This is a genomic window from Acidobacteriota bacterium, assembly GCA_030949985.1.
In the GTDB taxonomy this organism is placed as follows: domain Bacteria; phylum Acidobacteriota; class Polarisedimenticolia; order J045; family J045; genus JALTMS01.
In genome coordinates this window covers 31642-48689 of record JAUZRX010000081.1, presented here as the reverse complement: position 1 = coordinate 48689, position 17048 = coordinate 31642, and the positions used below count along the sequence as shown (strand labels likewise).

General features: G+C 70.1%; 11 protein-coding genes. 3 read left to right on the top strand and 8 right to left on the bottom strand.

Going from position 1 to position 17048, the window contains the following annotated elements:
* The first annotated feature begins 59 nt into the window (after nucleotides 1–59).
* A complete protein-coding gene (locus Q9Q40_14065) occupies nucleotides 60–887 on the top strand; it encodes a peptidylprolyl isomerase (GenBank protein MDQ7008342.1) in 828 nt (275 codons plus the stop codon).
* Nucleotides 884–2833 carry a hypothetical protein gene (locus Q9Q40_14060; protein ID MDQ7008341.1) on the top strand — a complete coding sequence of 650 codons (1950 nt, stop codon included), beginning with the start codon at nucleotides 884–886 and terminating at the stop codon, nucleotides 2831–2833. Before Q9Q40_14065 ends, Q9Q40_14060 begins: the two co-directional genes overlap by 4 nt.
* 38 nt (nucleotides 2834–2871) lie before the next feature.
* Here the strand turns inward: Q9Q40_14060 and gltX are convergent, their stop codons facing one another.
* Nucleotides 2872–4371, bottom strand: coding sequence for a glutamate--tRNA ligase (gene gltX / locus Q9Q40_14055; GenBank protein MDQ7008340.1), 1500 nt, complete (start codon nucleotides 4369–4371; stop codon nucleotides 2872–2874).
* 155 nt (nucleotides 4372–4526) lie between these two features.
* Between gltX and Q9Q40_14050 the strand changes: the two genes are divergently transcribed.
* Nucleotides 4527–6239 (top strand): glutamine--tRNA ligase/YqeY domain fusion protein, encoded by a 1713-nt coding sequence (locus Q9Q40_14050; protein MDQ7008339.1) that lies wholly within the window; start codon nucleotides 4527–4529, stop codon nucleotides 6237–6239.
* On the opposite strand, the gene Q9Q40_14045 is transcribed toward Q9Q40_14050, so the two are convergent.
* The 7 genes from Q9Q40_14045 to Q9Q40_14015 all read right to left on the bottom strand — a co-directional run bounded on the left by Q9Q40_14045 (nucleotide 6236) and on the right by Q9Q40_14015 (nucleotide 16989).
* Entirely contained in the window at nucleotides 6236–7045 is an 810-nt protein-coding gene (locus Q9Q40_14045) for an alpha/beta hydrolase (GenBank protein ID MDQ7008338.1), read from the bottom strand. The genes Q9Q40_14050 and Q9Q40_14045 overlap by 4 nt on opposite strands.
* The gene (locus tag Q9Q40_14040) at nucleotides 7039–7911 is read right to left on the bottom strand and encodes a hypothetical protein (protein MDQ7008337.1); all 873 of its coding nucleotides are present in this window, start codon (nucleotides 7909–7911) and stop codon (nucleotides 7039–7041) included. The genes Q9Q40_14045 and Q9Q40_14040 overlap by 7 nt, the downstream gene beginning before the upstream one ends.
* 24 nt (nucleotides 7912–7935) lie before the next feature.
* Nucleotides 7936–9240 carry a M48 family metalloprotease gene (locus Q9Q40_14035; protein ID MDQ7008336.1) on the bottom strand — a complete coding sequence of 435 codons (1305 nt, stop codon included), beginning with the start codon at nucleotides 9238–9240 and terminating at the stop codon, nucleotides 7936–7938.
* Nucleotides 9241–9305: 65 nt separating this feature from the next.
* Nucleotides 9306–10607 (bottom strand): hypothetical protein, encoded by a 1302-nt coding sequence (locus tag Q9Q40_14030; protein ID MDQ7008335.1) that lies wholly within the window; start codon nucleotides 10605–10607, stop codon nucleotides 9306–9308.
* A 95-nt stretch (nucleotides 10608–10702) separates the two neighbouring features.
* The gene (locus Q9Q40_14025; GenBank protein ID MDQ7008334.1) at nucleotides 10703–11437 is read right to left on the bottom strand and encodes a DUF2202 domain-containing protein; all 735 of its coding nucleotides are present in this window, start codon (nucleotides 11435–11437) and stop codon (nucleotides 10703–10705) included.
* 229 nt (nucleotides 11438–11666) lie between these two features.
* A complete protein-coding gene (locus tag Q9Q40_14020) occupies nucleotides 11667–15422 on the bottom strand; it encodes a S8 family serine peptidase (GenBank protein ID MDQ7008333.1) in 3756 nt (1251 codons plus the stop codon).
* A 199-nt stretch (nucleotides 15423–15621) separates the two neighbouring features.
* Entirely contained in the window at nucleotides 15622–16989 is a 1368-nt protein-coding gene (locus Q9Q40_14015) for an iron-containing alcohol dehydrogenase (protein MDQ7008332.1), read from the bottom strand.
* Nucleotides 16990–17048: the final 59 nt, after the last annotated feature.

Sequence of the window (17048 nt, the reverse complement as noted above, 5' to 3'; positions counted from 1 at the left end):
CGTACATTACCGGCTCGACGCGCTCGTGCGGAATCACGACAAGGTAAGCCCCCCGCCCGATGATGATTCGAGGCCTGTTGCTGCTGTTCGTCGCCTTGCTCCCGGCTCCCGGATTCAGCCAGGGGGAAGACCCGCGCGTCGTCCTGCGCACGTCGCTGGGGCCGGTGGAGATCGCGCTCTTCCCCGCGGTGGCGCCGGTCACGGTGCAACGCTTTCTCGCGCGGGCGGGCGCCGCGGGGGGGGACGGTCCGGTGTCCTATCGCGGCACCGTGGTTTGCGAACTGCGCGCCGGGGGCTGGGTCACCTGGGGTTGCCGGCCCGGCGCGGAGAGCGGGGCGAGACCCGGTCCCAGCGGGCGCGCCGGTGAGCAGCCGGACGAGATCGACGCCCGGGCCATGGGCCTCGGCGGCAGGAGCCTGGGCGACGCCGCCGCGCGACAGAACCTCTGGCAGCTCGAGATCTACCCTCGCTACCGGCACCTGGTCGATGCGGGGCGGGCCGTGCCCCTGGGACTCGAGACCCTGATCGAGGGCCTGCGGCGAAGAGGCATGGCGGGAACCGACGCCCTCGAGGGGCGCTCTCGCCTGTGGCTGCTCGAGGCGCTGGGGTTCGAGTACACGCGGGGCCGTTCTCCCTGGCCGGTGCAGCGGGGGGCGGTGGCCACCGCCAATCTCTGGCCCGGCGAGGCCGACGAGCGCTTCCTGCTGGCCTTCCGTGACTTGCCCGCCCGGGATGGCCGGGCGACGGTCTTCGGCCGGGTCGTGGGAGGCTGGGACGTGCTCGAAACCATCGAGCGCCTCGAGGTCGACAAGTCTCACGTGCCGCTCCGGCCGATCCGCCTGCGAGAGATCGTCCCCCTGCCGGGCGACGGAAAGGAAACGCGATGAAACCGAGCGCTTCGAGAAGACGGGCCGGGTTCGGCCCGAAAGGGCTGTGGGTCGGCTGCGTGCTGATCGTCTCCGGGGCCCTGGCCGGGGCGGCTCCCGCTCCGGCCAGGGTGCACCACGGCCCGAAACCCGCCCGGCTGCGGGCCGTGGCGGCCGCCGAACTGGCGGTCGCCGACGGGGAGGTCGATGTCGTGCCCGAGGCGGTGCCCAATCGCCTGATCGGTCCCGGCGGTGGGGCGGCCGGGCGCCCGGAAGTGGGCTCCGCCGACCGGCGTCTCGTGCCGACCCGGACCGGCGACGGCTTTCGGGCAGCCGGGGACGCTGCGCCGCCCGCCATCGACCGGCGTTTCGACGGGCCCTACCACGGGGGTCTCTATCCGCCGGATCCCGTCATGGCAGCGGGCAGCGACCACGTGGTGGTGTTGATCAACCAGCGCATCGCCATGTACGACAAGAGCGGAACCCTGCTCTCGGGTCCGACCAGCCTGGGGGCCTTCTTCGGCATTCCTTCCGGCTTCTCCCGCTTCGATCCCCTGGCGGTCTACGACCCCTTCGAAGATCGCTTCATCGTCACCGCCCTGGCGGACAACGGCGGAGCCCAGGATTCGCGCATCTACATCGCCTTCTCGCAGAGTGCCGATCCCACCGGGTCGTGGAACACCTACTGGATCGACGCGGACGACGGGCAGGCCGGAAACTGGGCCGACTACGCATCGATCGGCATCGACCGCAACGCGGTCTACCTGACGGCCAACATGTGGGATCGCGGGGACAACTTCCGCAACGTGACGATCTTCATCTACGACAAGGCCGACGGATATGCCGGCCTGCCCCTGGACAACACCCACCTGATCGACGTGCGTACGAGCGGCGGGGGGGTGCCCTTCGTGCTGCGCCCGGCCACGGTGGTCGACGTGGTGGCGGGGGACGAGTACTTCCTGGCGCACGTGAACAACAGCTTCGGTTCCTCGCTCGACCTCTTCCGCCTCAGCGGTGATCGCTTCGCTTCGCCGACCCTGACCACCCAATCGGTCGCGTTGCCCGCGCTGTACTTCGCCCCGGGGAGCGCGCGCCAGTCGGGAGGGGCGAGCGTCACCGCCCGGGACGCCCAGTTGTGGAACGTCTACTACCGCGGCGGGAAACTCTTCACCGCCCAGGCCGTCAGCGGCAGCGATATCACCTGCTGGGTGCACCGGATCGACGTGAGCGCCGATCCGGCGGTGCGGCAACAGACCTACGAGATCTCCGAGGCCGGGTATGACGCCTTCATGCCCTACGTGCTGCCCGACCGGGAGGACGACGACTTCGCCCTGCTCACCGCGTGGTCGGGGCCCGACATCTTCGTCGGGGCGCGCTACTGGAACTTCGCCGCCGACGGCACCCTGCGGGGCGCCGAGGCGGTGGTCGACGGCACCCGCGCCAATACCTCCGGTCGCCACGGCGACTACCACGCCATCGGTGAAGACCCGCTGGATACCAACCGGTTGTGGATGATCGCCCAGTACATGAAGAACAGCTCGCTGGCGGGCAATCAGCTCATCGCCTCGGTGCGTTTCGAGGACCAGCCTCCGCCGGCTTCACCGCCTCCCGTGCCCGACGGCAGGAGCGTCGCCGGGACCCAGCTCACCGTGATCAAGGCGACGGGCGGCGAACTGACGGTCGACTGGGACGCGGGGGCCTGCCCGGCGGACGGCCATCACATCGTCTGGTACGACCTGGCCCAGATTGCCGGTTACGTGGTGGTGGACGAGACCTGCGACATCGGCACCTCGGGCACCTGGACGGGGCCGCCGCCGGGAGGCGGCGTGGGCCTGGTGGTGGTGGCCGACGATGCCGCCGGCGACGTCGAGGGCTCCCACGGCAGCGCCGCCGACGGCAGCGAGCGTTCGTCCCGGTCCACGATTTGTCGAACCATCAAGGACACCGCGGGCACCTGCGCTCCCTGAGGGACGGGGGAGGGTGGCGGACAAGCGCGTCGCGCGGGCTACCGGCGCCCCGCGGCGTACTCCTTCTCGAGAGCCTTGAGCTTCTTGGCGGACAGGCCGCCGAGGGCCTCGATGGCCCGGCGCAGGCGCATGCGCACCATGTCCGAGCCGAGGATCTCCATGGACTGGTAGAGGGGGGTGGCGGCGCTGCGCCCCGTCAGGGCGACGTAGAACGGCCGGGTCAGATCCCGCAGCTTGAGGCCGGTGTCTTGGGCCAGCTCCGAGAACAGGGCCTCGAGGTTTTCGCTGCTGAAGTCCCGCAGGGCCTCCAGTTTCCACACGGCCAGTTGGAACAGGCGCGCCAGGTCCTCGGCGCTGCCGCCCTTGAGCTCGAGCGCCCCGGGGTCGAGGGGCACCTCGTCGGCGAAGAAGAAGGCCGTCAGGTAGCCCCAGTCCGAAAGGGTCATCAGGCGGGGTTGGGCCAGGGGCAGGATCTTTTCCAGTGTCTCGGCGTTGATCGCCCACTTCTCCAGCTCACGGCGCAGGCCGGCGGCGTCGTAGTCCTCGCGAATGTAGCGGCCGTTGAGCCACTTGAGCTTCTGTACGTCGAAGACCGGGCCGCCGAGGTTGATGTCTTCCAGGCGGAAGGCGGCGATCATCTCCTCGAGGGTGAACTTTTCTTCTTCACCGGGCATCGACCAGCCCAGCAGGCCGAGAAAATTGAGCAGGGCCTGGGGCAGGAAACCCGCCCGCCGATAGTAGAGGATCGAGGTGGGGTTCTTGCGCTTGGAAAGCTTGGAGCGGTTCTTGTCGTTGTTTCGCAGCAGCGGCAGGTGGCAGAACACCGGCGGCTGCCAGCCGAAGAAGCGGTAGAGCTCGAGGTGCTTGGGCACCGAGTTGATCCACTCCTCGCCCCGGATCACGTGGGTGATGCCCATCAGGTGGTCGTCCACCACGTTGGCCAGGTGATAGGTGGGAAAGCCATCCGACTTGAGGATGATCTGGTCGTCGATGGACGCCCAGTCCTTGCGCACCTCGCCGTGGAGCAGATCTTCGATGACACACTCGCCGTCGAGGGGCGTTTTCATCCGGACGGTGAAGGGCTCGCCGGCCTCCGCGCGGCGGCGGGATTCTTCCTCCGGCCGTTCGCGCCCCTCGAGATCCTTGAACGCCGGCAGGCCCTTCTCCCGCTGCTCGGCCCGCATCTTCTCCAGCTCTTCCCGGCTGAGAAAGCAGCGATAGGCGTGGCCCTCGTCCAGCAGTCTCTGCACGTGTTCGCGGTAGATCTCGGCCCGCTCGCTCTGCCGGTAGGGTCCGTAAGGCCCCCCCACGTCGGGCCCCTCGTCCCACTTCAGCCCCAGCCAGCCCAGGGCCTCGAGAATCGCCGCTTCGGACTGAGGCGTGGAGCGGGCCCGATCGGTGTCCTCGATACGCAGGATGAACTTGCCGCCCCGGCTGCGGGCGAAGGCGTAGTTGAACAGGGCCTGGTAGGCCGTGCCCACGTGGGGGTCCCCGGTGGGAGAGGGCGCCACCCGGACCCGGACCTCGGAATTCGTCATCGTGCACCTCTGGCCCCGGTCGTCAGGCGGTTCCACCGGGGGCGACAGGTTAGTCCGGCCGCCCGGCGGTGTCGAACGTGCCGGCTGCCTTGTCGCGCCTTGCCAAGCTGGGGCACAATGGCGCGCCGCCACCTGCGGGAAAGGACGAAAAGGCCATGTCCACAAAGGACCCCGGGGCTCCCCGGGAGGAGTCCCTCGATTTCATCCGGGAGATCATCGCCGCCGACCAGCGCAGCGGAAAGCACGGGGGGCGCGTGGCCACCCGTTTTCCGCCCGAGCCCAACGGTTACCTCCACATCGGTCACGCCAAGTCGATCTGCCTGAACTTCGGCGTGGCGGCGGAGTGGAACGGCACCTGTAACCTGCGCTTCGACGACACGAACCCCTGCAAGGAAGAGCAGGAGTACGTCGACGCGATCAAGGACGACGTGCGCTGGCTCGGCTTCGACTGGGGAGAGCGCGAGTTCTTCGCCTCGGACTATTTCGACCGGCTCTACGCGTACGCGGTGCAGCTCATCCGGCAGGGCAAGGCCTACGTCGACAGCCTGTCCGGCGAGCAGATTCGGGAGTACCGCGGGACCCTGACCCGCCCCGGGCGCAACAGTCCCTTTCGCGACCGCAGCGTGGAGGAGAACCTCGACCTCTTCGAACGGATGAAGAACGGCGAGTTCGCCGACGGCGAACACGTGCTGCGGGCCAAGATCGACATGGCTTCACCCCACGTGGTGATGCGGGACCCGACTCTCTACCGGATCCGCAAGGTCTCCCACCACCGCACCGGCGACAAGTGGTGCATCTATCCGATGTACGACTTCACCCATTGTCTTTCCGATTCCATCGAGGGGATCACCCACTCCCTGTGCACCCTGGAATTCGAAAACCATCGGCCGCTGTACGACTGGATCCTCGACGAGCTGGGGGTGGAGTGCCATCCCCAGCAGATCGAATTCGCCCGGCTGAACCTCGAATACACCGTGCTGAGCAAGCGCAAGCTGTTGCAGCTCGTCGAGGAGGGGCACGTGAACGGCTGGGACGATCCACGGATGCCGACCCTCTCGGGCCTGCGCCGCCGGGGCTACACGCCGGAGTCGATTCGCGCCTTCTGCGATCGCATCGGCGTGGCCAAGCGCGATAGCCGCATCGACGTCACCCTGCTCGAAAACGCCGTGCGGGAAGACCTGAACCGGCGGGCCCCCCGCTTCATGGCCGTGCTGCGCCCCCTCAAGCTGGTGATCGAGAACTACCCCGAGGGAGAGGTGGAGTATTTCGATGCGGTGAACAATCCCGAGGACCTCTCCGCCGGCACACGCAAGGTGCCCTTCTCCCGGGAGATCTACATCGAACGCCAGGATTTCATGGAGGATCCGCCGAAGAAATTCTTCCGTCTCGCGCCGGGGCGCGAAGTGCGCCTGCGTTACGCCTACCTGGTGACCTGCCGGGAAGTGGTGCGCGATGCCGACGGCGAGATCGTCGAACTGCGCTGTACCTACGATCCGGCGACCCGGGGCGGCGACGCGCCGGACGGCCGCCGGGTCCGGGGCACCCTGCACTGGGTTTCCGCCGCCCACGCCCGGGCGGGGGAGGTGCGGCTCTACGACCGGCTCTTCGTGCGGCCCAATCCGGACGAGGTGGATCCGGGGGGGAGCTTCCTCGACCACCTCAACCCGGCGTCGCTGGAGGTGATCACCGACGCCCGCCTCGAGCCCCACCTGGGAGAGCTGGAGGCCGGCGCCCGGGTCCAGTTCGAGCGGTTGGGGTATTTCTGCCTCGACGCGGACAGCCGCCCCGGGCATCCCGTCTTCAACCGCACCGTGACCCTGCGCGACACCTGGGCCAAGATCGCCAGGCAACTCGCCGCGGGCCGCTAGCGGCTCCCGAGGCGGTCGAGAAACCCCAGGCAGGCGCGGGCGCAGGCCGCCGGGTGCTCGATCGCCAGGGCGTGCCCGGCGCCGGGGATGATTTCGAAGGCCGCCCCGAGGCCCGTGGCCAGCTCGGCGGCTTCTTCGACGGCGACCAGGCGATCGGCGCCCGCGGCGATCACCAGGGCCGGGCACGGGGCCCGCGTCACGGCCCGTTCGTCGTCGGCGAGCACGCACTCGAGCAGGGTCGCCAGGCCGACGAACCAGCGGCGGGGCAACGTGGCCACCTGGGCCCGGAAGACCTGGCGGTGCCGGGGATGCTCTTCGAGGTAGCGCGGGCTGTAGACCCAGGGCTCGAAGGCGTCGAAAACCGCGCCCGGATCACCGCCCGCCAGGACCGCGCGGGCGGCGGCCAGCCACCGGCGGGCGGCCCGCTCGAGGGTCGCCGTCCGGCCCGCGGCGGCCGTGGCGCAGGTCAGCGAGAGGGCCCGCTCCGGCTCGAGGGTCACCGCACGGCGGGCCACCGCCGCCCCGAAAGAGGCCCCCACCAGGTGCACGCGCTCGAGGCCCAGGTGATCGAGCAGCGCCAGCAGATCGCGGGCGTGGCCTTCGAGGGTGGCCGGTGGCGGGCCGGGGGAACGGAGCTGACCCCGAAAGTCGCAGCGCAGCACCCGGTACCGGCCCTCGAGGAGCGTGGCCACGCTTTCCCAGGCGGAAAGGGTCATGGAGACCCCGTTGAGCAGGACCACCACCGGACCCCGACCTCGGAGACGGTGGAAGAGCGGGGCGCCGGCGGGGGCGACGCCGTCTACCACCGGCTCTCCACCCGCTCGAGGGCGTCCAGGTAGGCCTGCTTGCGGTCCAGTCGCTGGGTTTCGATCAGCCGGCGGCAGCGGGCGAAGTGGGGGCGGGGATCGGTGCCCCGGGAGCTGATCTGCGCACGGCGGGCCAGGTCCACCGTGACCAGGGCGTAGAACTCGGCCAGCGCTTCGTGACGGGGCTGTCGGCGGGCGAGCAGGGCCCGGCCGCCCACCGAGTCGAGCAGCCAGCCCGCGTAGGCGTAGAGCCGCTCCAGGGTGATCGATCGTTCCCGCGGATCCTCGGCGGCCTCGCGGGTCAGCAGCCAGGTGTACAGGGCGGCGGCGAGGGTCTCGGTGTCCACGTCGGAAGCCCCGACAAGAGTCTTGAACTCGACGGTGCGGCGCTTGCCCAGGACCCGGGCCAGGTGCAGCACGTTGGCCAGCAGGGTGAGCGGGTCGCGGATCTCTCCCGCCGCCGGGGGGTGGTCCGCCAGTGCGATGGCCGCGGCGGAGAGCCGGGCGTAGAGCCCCGCTCCCCCGGCCCCGGGGTCGAGGCGCGCCAGCGCCCGGAGCAGGTCTTCCCGCGCCGCGATGGCCGCGCTCCTGTCCGGGGGCCAGGAGAAGTCGGGCAGTGCGGTGACGGCCGCGGCCCACTCGTCGCGCGGCGCCGCCGGTGCGGCGGGCTCTCCGGCCGGCTCGTCACGGACGGCGGCCTTGGCGGCGGGTTCCGTGGGCGCAGCCTCCACCGTCGCCTCCGCGGAGCCCCCTTCCGTCTGCCGGGTCCACAGCCACCAGCACAGCCCGCCGACCACCAGCAAAGCGACGATGATGACGATCCAGGTCGTGCTGCGCTCCTGTTGCAGGGTCGGGGTGGGTTGCATGCTCGGGCTCCTTGCTCGGTGGAGTCAGGGCGACTCGCAGAGGCCGTCGCGCTCGAGTTCGAGCACGTAGTCGCGGATCTTCGTACGGTCTTCGGCGCCCGCCGGGGAGAGGTCGAGGTAGGCCCGCAGCTCGCGGCAGGCAAAGGCGCCGTCGCCCCGGCGGTAGGCCAGCAGGCCCAGTTCCCGGTGAGGCTTGGGACTCCTGGGATCCAGCTCGATCGCCTGCTGCAGGGCATCTTGGGCGGCGGCCTCCAGGTCGGCCTTCTCCTCGCCCCCGGTCTGCTCGGCCTGGGCCAGTTTCAGCTCTCCGATCAGGGTCAGGGTGCGCGGATCCCGGGGTTCCATCGCCAGGGCGCGGCGCAGCTCTTCCTCGGCCCGGCCCAGGCGCCCGAGGGCCAGGTTGAGGGCGGCGTCGTCGCGGATCACCGGGCGCAGGCGCTTTTCGAAAGTACTCAGGCCCGCTTCGGTGGTCCCGGGTTCCGTGGCCGGATGGGCCCGGCCCCACTGGCGGGCCGAGACGATGCGTTCTTCGATACGCGGATGGGAGCCGAAGAAGAAGGCTTCCAGCTTGGATGACCTGGCGGTTTCTTCCGCCAGCTTCTCGTAGACCTTCTCCGCCTGCCGCGTGTCGTACCCGCCGTCCAGCATCTTGGCGAATCCCCCCTCGTCGGCTTCCCGCTCCAGCTCCCGGCCGTAGCCGTTGACCGCGGCGATGAAAGCGAGCTGCAGGCCGAGGCCGATGAGCAGGTCCGAGAGCACGTCGATGCGCGCCGCCCGGCCGTAGTGCCCCTCGCTGGCCGCGTGGGCGGACTCGCTGGCGGCCCACAGGGCGCCGGCCACCGCCAGGGCGAAGAGACCGATCTGCTTGTTTCGCGCCGAGCGCTGGTAGCGCAGCATGTGCCGATTTTCCACGTGGGTCATTTCATGGCCCAGAACGGTGGCGAGCTGGTCCTCGTTTTCCATCTGGGCGAGCAGGCCGGTGTGGATGTAGAGCGAGCCGTGGGGATAGGCGAAGGCGTTGAGGGTGGGCTCTTCGATCACACGCACGCGGTAGGAGATCAGCGGGTTGGCGGCCATCGAGGCGGGATTGAGGCGTCCGACGATGGCGAGCAGGTAGTCCTCGAGCAGCGGGTCGTCGTAGATCGAGACTTTCTCGAGCAGCTTGTTTTCTTCTTCCCGCGATTCCTGCCACAGTCGCGCTTCGTCCCGCGTGGGCTCGAAGGCCTGCCCCGCGGCGGAGATCGGCGGCAGGTTCGTCGTGGCGCAGGAAAAGAGCAGGCAGACCATCAGGGCCTGGGCGATGAGCGGCCTGGCGGAATGGAAAGACATGGTCGGTTCTCCTGCCGTCCCCCTGGTGCCCGATCAGGATAGGCCGAAGAGCGCGTGGCGGGCAATCAGCCGTTTGCGCGGCGCGTCGGCCGGAGACGGCGGAGCACGGGAAGCGCGATGAGGGCCGCGCCGACACCGACCGCCAGGCCTCCGCTGTCGAAGATGAAATCTTCCCAGGTCGGGGCCCGGCTGAGGGAGACGAACTGGAGGATTTCCGTGGCGCCGGCGAAGAGCAGCAGCCCCACGATACCCAGGGCCGCCAGGCCGAATTGCCGGGGCGCGGGTGTCCCGGGCGCGATACCCGTCGCCAGGGCCAGCATGGCGAAAAAGCCGAGCAGGGCGAAGAGCACCTGGTGGGAGCGGGTCTTGGCCCAATCGATGTACTCCCGCAGCCGCTCGGGGGCGACCCGGGGCGCGGGGCGGGCCGGTTTTTCCGGCCGGGCCGCGGCCTTTTTCTGCTTCCGGGCCGGCGGCGGGGCGGGGCGGGTCTCCGCCGAGGCGGGAGCCGGGGCGCCGGTGCCGCCGAACTCCGGCAGCGCCTGGCGAACCGTGTCGGCCAGGATGATCTGCTCTTCGGCGGCCTTTTGCAGCACGCCTTCGGGTGCGGTCAGCCCGATGACGATGACCAGGGCATTGGCGATCACCGCCAGTCCGAGGAAGCGGCGCCAGAGGCCGAGGAAGGTGGCGCAGTAGAGCGCCGTCGCCCCCCACCCGGCCGCGAAGAGCATCCGCCAGAGGGGGTAGGCGCTGCGCGGCGCGGACGGCCGCACCGTCACGTCATCGATCCACAGGGTGCCCGTGGCGCCGGCGTTCTGGACGTAGAGGTGCCCGGTGACCGCAAACTCCGGAACATCGATGACGCCGCGGCACAGGCGCCACGGCTGCGTGCCCTCGACGAGGCAGACGGTGTGGCGGTGTTTCCAGTGGGGTTTGCCCTCTCCATCGCGGAAGAAGAGCAGGATGCGGGCCACGTTCCAGGGACGCCGCCCCACGGTCACGTCCTCGGTTCGCATCCAGCCCGTCACGGTGAAATGGTCGAAGCGGCGAGGTTGCTCGAGGACGTACTCCACCATCCCGCCGCGTCCCTCGCCGGGATCGAGCCGCAGGCAGGGGCCGCCGGTCGGGCCGCCGTCCGCTTCCCGGTGGACCCGTCTCCAGTTCCCCCGCCACGACGCGCTGTCCGCCGGGGGGGCCTCTTCCCGCACCTGCTCCCAGGGCACCAGGTTGTCGCCGATCTGCTGGTAGGGCTCGTAGGTCGTGAAGAACAGGGCCATCAGCCCGGTGAAGACCGCCGCCGGCAGCAGGCAGCGCAGGAGCACCCTTCGGGGTGGGGTCGCCGGCGGCGTCTGGGGTTTCGGCTGGCTCATCCCGGGCAACAATGGCCGATCGCCCGCCCGGTGGCAAGTTGGGCGCCCGGCCGGGGAAAGCCGGGCGCCGAAGGAAAAAGAGGGAGGGAGGGAGGTCAGCGCCGTCCGCCGCGGCCCCGGCCCCCGCCGCGGCCGGCGGGGCCGCTGCAGCCGGGCATCGGGTTGCCGTCGGCATCGAGCATGCCCCGTTCCTTGGGGCTGGAGACGATGGCGTCGAAATCGGCCTGAGAGAGGTACTGCGGCGTGTAGTCCACACCGTTGGACTGCAGCAGGTCATAGAAGGAGCGCAGGTGGTTGCGGGAGCCCTTCATCAGGTTCTGGTAGACGGTGCGCACGTCTTCGTTGTCCGCCTCGGGCAGGTCGACCTGGAGGTCGGAGATGTCCATGTCTTCGATGGTGGCGCCCACCAGCAGGGCGTCGTTGATGGACTGGCTGCCCTGCTCGATGAGCTGGTTGTAGAGGGCGGCCAGGTCCGGGTTGGTGAACTCGCCGGGGCCGTTGTCACCCACGGGGTCCGGCAGGCCGTACTTCTCGATCAGGGAAAAGACCGCATCCATGTGAGACTGCTCGGCCCGGGCGATGTTGCGGAACACGCGCAGACCCCACAGATCGTCCATCGCGAGGTAGACGTCGCGGGCCAGCTTCTCTTCCTCGATCATGTAGATCACGCCATCGCGTTCGGCGGCGCTCAGCTCTTCGTAGGGCAGATCCTTGACGATCGAGGGCAGATCACAGGCACTGTTCCCGGGGCCGCCTCCGGGGCCTCCGCGGGCGAGGGTGAAGGATGCTGCGAGGGCCACGATCAGCAGGCTGGTCAGGATGCGTCTCATCGGTTTCCTCCTTGCCGGGCCGCCCGGGTGGGTGAGCGCCGACGGAAGGGGAATAAGCACTTTTCGTGCCACGGGGAGGCGGTCCTGAAAAAGGACTTTCAAGGTGCTGAAAGCAAACGACCTTCCCGGTGATCCGGGAAGGTCGTCGGCTTCGACGATTCTTGCCGCCGGGCGGGGAACGTTCGACGATCTCGTCTCCCCGCGCCGGCAAGGCTGCTGCCCGGGGCTGCTAGGGGGCGCAGGCGTCCACCCGGTCCTGGGGATAGCAGGCCGCCGCCGCCGGTTGGCGGGGGGCTCCCTGGCTGTCGCTGCCGTAGCCGCCCTCGAAGGCGGCGTCGTTGGGGACGACCAGGAAGAAGTCGGCCTGCCCCGGGCCTTCGTCGACGGTGGCGCCGGTGCCGGCCACCGAGCAGAGGCCCGGCTCGGCGGCGATCGATGCGTAGCCCAGGCGCAGGTCGCCGCGGTAGACACCGTAGGCCGTGCCCGCGCCGCAGTCGGCGTTCCAGCCCAGGTCGAGGACACCTCCCGCCGCCCGCGTGACCCGCAGGCCACCGCTGGCCCCCGGTACGGCGCGAGACACGGGCTCGCAGGAATCCTTGGTCACACCGCTGAGGACCAGGTCGTCGATGTTCCAGCCCGAGGCGGTGGCCTGGTCGTCGGAATCCATGCCGAAGCGAATCCGGAACCCGGCCTGGCGATCGGCGTAGTCCGACACGTCGAAGAACATCGGCGTCCAGGTGTTTTCCGTCAGCCCGCCGGTGGCTTCCCAGATCGTGGTCCAGCTCGAGCCGTCGGGGCTGACCTGAAGGTAGGCCCGGTCTTGGGGGACCACGTTCAACCAGCGCTGAAAGCGCATCTCGACGCCCACCGAGCCCGAGGCGTCGATGACCGGCGAAGTGTAGGTGGAGGTGATCGAGTCCTCGTAGTTGCCCTTGACCAGGCCCTGGCCGCTGAGGTCCGTGCCGATCACGCTGGTGCCCTCGTAGGCCGTTTCGGGATCCGGGTAGGCCTGCGAGCCCGGGAACGTCGTGCCGGAGCCCAGGCCCTGGGGGGCGCCGCGTTGCCACTCGCCGCCTCCGGCGGCCGACCAGCCGTTGCTGGTCTCGAAGCCGTCCTGGAAGAAATCCACCGCCGGGCCCGCGCCGCCGACCAGGAGCTTGATCGCCCGGGGCTCGGCGGGGTAGGTCACCGCCGGATCGGCGGAGCGGATGTCGACCACGTCGAAGTAGATGTTGAAACCGCAGGGGAAGTCCTGGCCGACCTGGAAACGGTAGGCCGGAGAGCCCGCGGCGATCGCGGTGGCCGGAATGTCCTGGTAGGCCGCCGAGGGGGTGAGCAGGGAGACGGGGCCGGCGGTGCCCTCGCCGAGGGAGAGGTCGGCTTCGACAGCCACCGCGGTCTCGTCGCCGTCGTTGCGCAGGTTGACGGTCAGTTCCCAGATCTCGCCCGGGTCGATGGCGCCGTTGGCGTTGCCGTCGATCTCGGTCAGGTTGATGTATTCGTGGAAGCGGATGTCCGGGCCGGTGACGGTGATGCTGTGCTCGACGGAACTCGGGCAGTCACCGCTGTCCCGCACCTCGAGGGTGACCGGGCCGTTGTAGGGACGGTTGTAGACGTGGGTCGGATCGGCTTCGGTGGAGTCCGTGATCCCGTCGCCGTCGAAATCCCAGTCGTAGGTGTAGGGACCGCCGCTGCCGCCGTTGACCGTGCTGTCGAAGAGGACGCTGTCGCCCACGCGCGCCGGGTTCGGCGTGATGGTGAAGTCGGTGGCCGGTCCGTCGCAGACCAAACCGGTTCCGCCGGTGACCACCAGCGCGAAGGTGACGTCGTCTTCCGGCGTGTCGAGGAAGGCGTCCTGGTTGATTTCCACGGCCGAGATTTCCACTGTCCAGAGCCCCTGCTCGGGGTTCTGGACGAAGACGTTCTCCACCGTGTCCACGTCGTTGGGTGCGCCGCCCGGGGTGGAGTAAGGCGAGGCGTCGAGGCCCACGTTGCCGTGGTAGACCGTTCCCGAGGGCGAGGTGACCTTGAGGTTCACGTCGTTGATGCGGTGCAGGGAAGCTGACGTCGTACCCGGGGGGTCGGGGTAGATCATCGTCACCTTCAGTTCGCTTTCACCGGCCTGCACGTCCACGTCGTAGGAGACGGTTTCGCCGAGCTGCAGCGGCACGTCCTGGTCGACGATCAGGCTGCGGGAGGCCCGTTCCTTGGCTAGCCGGGCGCTGGGACGGCCCCAGCCCTGGTGGACACGCGTCAGGTCGTGATCGGTTCCCGAAAAGTCGTACTGCTGGGCATTGTTGATCATCAGCGCCTTGATCGTGGCGAAGTGGGGTTGCTTTTCGAAGACCGTGGTGCCCTGGGGGTCGGTGCCCCAGACGTTGTCGGCCCACATCTGGACCATCAGGCCCAACACGCCCGCCGACTCCGGGGTGGCCGCGGAGGTGCCGCCGAAGGTGGCGGTGTAACCGTTGCCGGTGGTGGTGGTGTAGATGCTGTCGTACCAGTAGTTGATGTCGGGCTTGATGCGACCGTCTTCGGCGGGGCCGATGGAGGCGCCGGAGGCCCACTCGTCGTCGGAGGTGTCGAGGGTGTTCTTGTGGCGCACGCCGCCGACGGAAATGATGTTCTTCGCCCAGGCCTGCGGTCTCGAATCCTGGTTGCCCGCATTGGACTGCGACTGGGTGATGGCGATGTCCAGGCGCCAGATGATGTCGTCCATCTGGTGGGAGACGCTGGTGTAGGACCGGGTCCGGGCGTCGCCCCAGGAGTTGGTCTGGAAGGAGGCGAAGTAGGGGGAGTTTTTCAGCTCCTGGGTGTGGGCGAAACGGTCGCCCACGTTGCCGTAGTCGGCGAAGATGCCCTGGGCCTCGGGGCAGGGCATGTGCCCGGTGCCCTTGGCCTCACCGTCACCGTCCCGATCGCCGTTGCCGAAGACGATGCCGTAGGTGCTGGTGCCGTGAGAGGCGACGTCATGCCCTCCGTGGAGCAGGATGCCGTCGAAGTCCATGTGGTCTTCCTGGACGCCGGCGTCCATCACCTCTCCGCGCACGTCCTGGCCGCAGTAGCCGAAGTTGTTCTCCACCCAGTTCGTCCCCGCGTCCTCGCGCACCAGGTCCATGTCGGTTTCCGGGGCGCTCCAGGGGTCGGCCCACATCACGTCGTCGTGGTGGGCCAGGCGGCGGAGCTGATCCCGGTCGAGGTCGATCTCGATGATGTGACCGCTGGGCCAGTTGGTGAAGATCTCGGCTCCCAGCGCCTGGGCGGCGGCGGCGATGCGGCTTTTGCCGGCGCTGCCCCATTCGAAGGCCATCAGCCGTACCCTGCGGCGTCGAGGCTCGCCGCTTCCCTCGACCCAGGCCCGCAGTTCCGGCGACAGGCGCCACGCGGGCTCGTAGGGCAACACGCGCTCGACGAAATCGCGGCTCGCCACCCGCTCGATGACGGCGGGGTCGGCGCGCACGATGTGAGCGTTGTACGGGAAGTAGGCCAGGACTTCGGCGCCCGCGGCGGCGAGGCTGCCGCGCCACTCGGGAAGACTGCGGGTGCGGAACTGGACGATGAACAGCCGCTCGTCGCCCCGGGAGGCCAGGTCCGCCGGCGGCTGCGGGGGGGGCGCCCCCGGAGGCAGGGTGCCGGCCCTGAGGCGGAGTTCCACCTTGATCGGTGTCGCGTCGGACCAGTGGAGGCCCCCGTCGCGGCTGGTCGCGGTCCACCGGGTGCCGTCCTCGTCCCACAGGGCGAAGACCGCCTGGGAGGCGGGATCCGCGCCGCTGAGGGGGGCGGTGACCCGGGCCCGGGTCGTGCGCAGGGTTTCGGTGTGTCGCGTCCCGTCGGGCCTTGACGTGGTGACGCGGATGGCCGTGCCCGTTTCGAGCTGTTCGAGGCCCACTTCGGGGCGCGGAAGGTCGGTCTCCGCCGCCGCGAAAGGGGGGCCGGCGACGAGCAGACACAACGACAGAACGGGCAGGGTCAACAACTTGCGCATGGGGGGGTACCTCCTCGTGCGCCAAAGATACCGCGATCGTTCCCGGCGGAGAAGCGAATCTTGGGCAGAAGGCCGGGCGGGCCCGAGCCGCCTTTCCCGCCGGGGGGCCCGCGTCCGGTGCCGTTCCGTCGGCCTTGCGACATCGCCCGGTCGACCGGGTGGCGCGGTGTCCCCGCTCTCGCGCGGGACGGGGCGCGGATCAGGACGGGGGCGGGTCTTCCGGGCCGCCGCCGCACTCCCGGGCGATGAAGGGCTCGAGGAGTCCCATGTCGGCGGCCAGGTCGAGCACCGTGTAGCGGCTGCGCATGTGCCGGGCCCGCGCGAGGAGTCGCCGGGCGCGGGAGGGATCCACGTCGATCTGGGAGAAACGGGTCGGACAGCCGGCGGCCTCGAGGTCCCGCTCGAGGTCGCCGGCGGGCTGGAGCTGGGTGTCGAGGGTGCGCCAGAGGGCACGCCAATCCCGCTGCAGGCGGGCGACGCGGGCCCGGCGGTCGGGCCGGCGTCGGCGGGCGGCGCGGGCTTCGTCGAGCAAGGCGGCCAGAGCGCCCGGGGACAGGTGCCCGTGGAGGCGGCGCAGGGTGGTGTCGTCTTCTTCGGCGCCGGCGGGGCCCTGCGGCGGCCCGGCGCTGCGGAGGTAGGCGTAGAGGCGGCGGCAGACCAGGGTCCCCACCGCGACCTGCTCTCCGTGGAGGCGGCTGGGGCGGGCCCAGGCCTCGGCGCTGATGTCCAGGTAGTGCGAGAGCAGGTGTTCGCCCCCCGAAGCCGGCGAGGAAGCCCCGGCGATGGACATCGAGATCCCCGACAGCAGCAGCGCCTCGATCAGGGCGCCGTGGGCGGCGGGGTCGCCCCGGGGCAGGCCGGCGGCATGGCGGCGGGCCTGCTGCACCGCCTGGTCCGCCAGGGAGAGCGCCGTCGGGCAGAGGGGTTCGTCCAGCAGCCAGTGGGCGAGCAGCCAGTCGGCGCTGGAAAGGGGCTTGCTGAGCAGGTCCCCGAAACCCGCGGCTCCCAGCTGCGGCGGCGCCGCGGCCAGCACCCGGGTATCGACCACGATCACCGCGGGAGGCGCCACCGGCCGCGTCACCTTCAGGCCGCGCTCGGTGAGGGCCGCGATGGACGAGGCGTAGCCGTTCATGGAGGCGGCCGTGGCGACAGTGCACTGCCGGGCCCCGGTGCGGGCGGCGATCACCTTGCCCAGGTCGCCTATCGTGCCCGAGCCGACGGCGATCACCCAGCCCGGCTCCGTGGGCAGCGTGTCCAGCAGGTGGGCCACGGTGGCGTCGTCGGCGTGGGGGGCGGCGGGCAGGTGCTGTTCGGCGAGGGTGTGCCCCGCGGCCCGCAGGGTTCGCGCCACTGTCCCGCCGGCGGCCTGCCAGGTGTCGGGGTCGGAGATCAGCAACAGGTTTCCGGCGGCGGCGGGCGGGGGGAGGAACTCCGCGACGGCGTCGATCAGTCCCGCCCCCCATCCCAGGCGAGTGATCGGCACCCGGTGGACGCGGCCGCAGGGGCAGCCCTCGAAGGGCCGGTCGAGCCAGCGGGCCAGTGAGTCCGGAAGAGGCGAGGAAGACAAGCCGCTTTCTCCGCTGAGGGCTATCATGCCGTGGGCCGGCGTCGTGGCGGCCCACCATC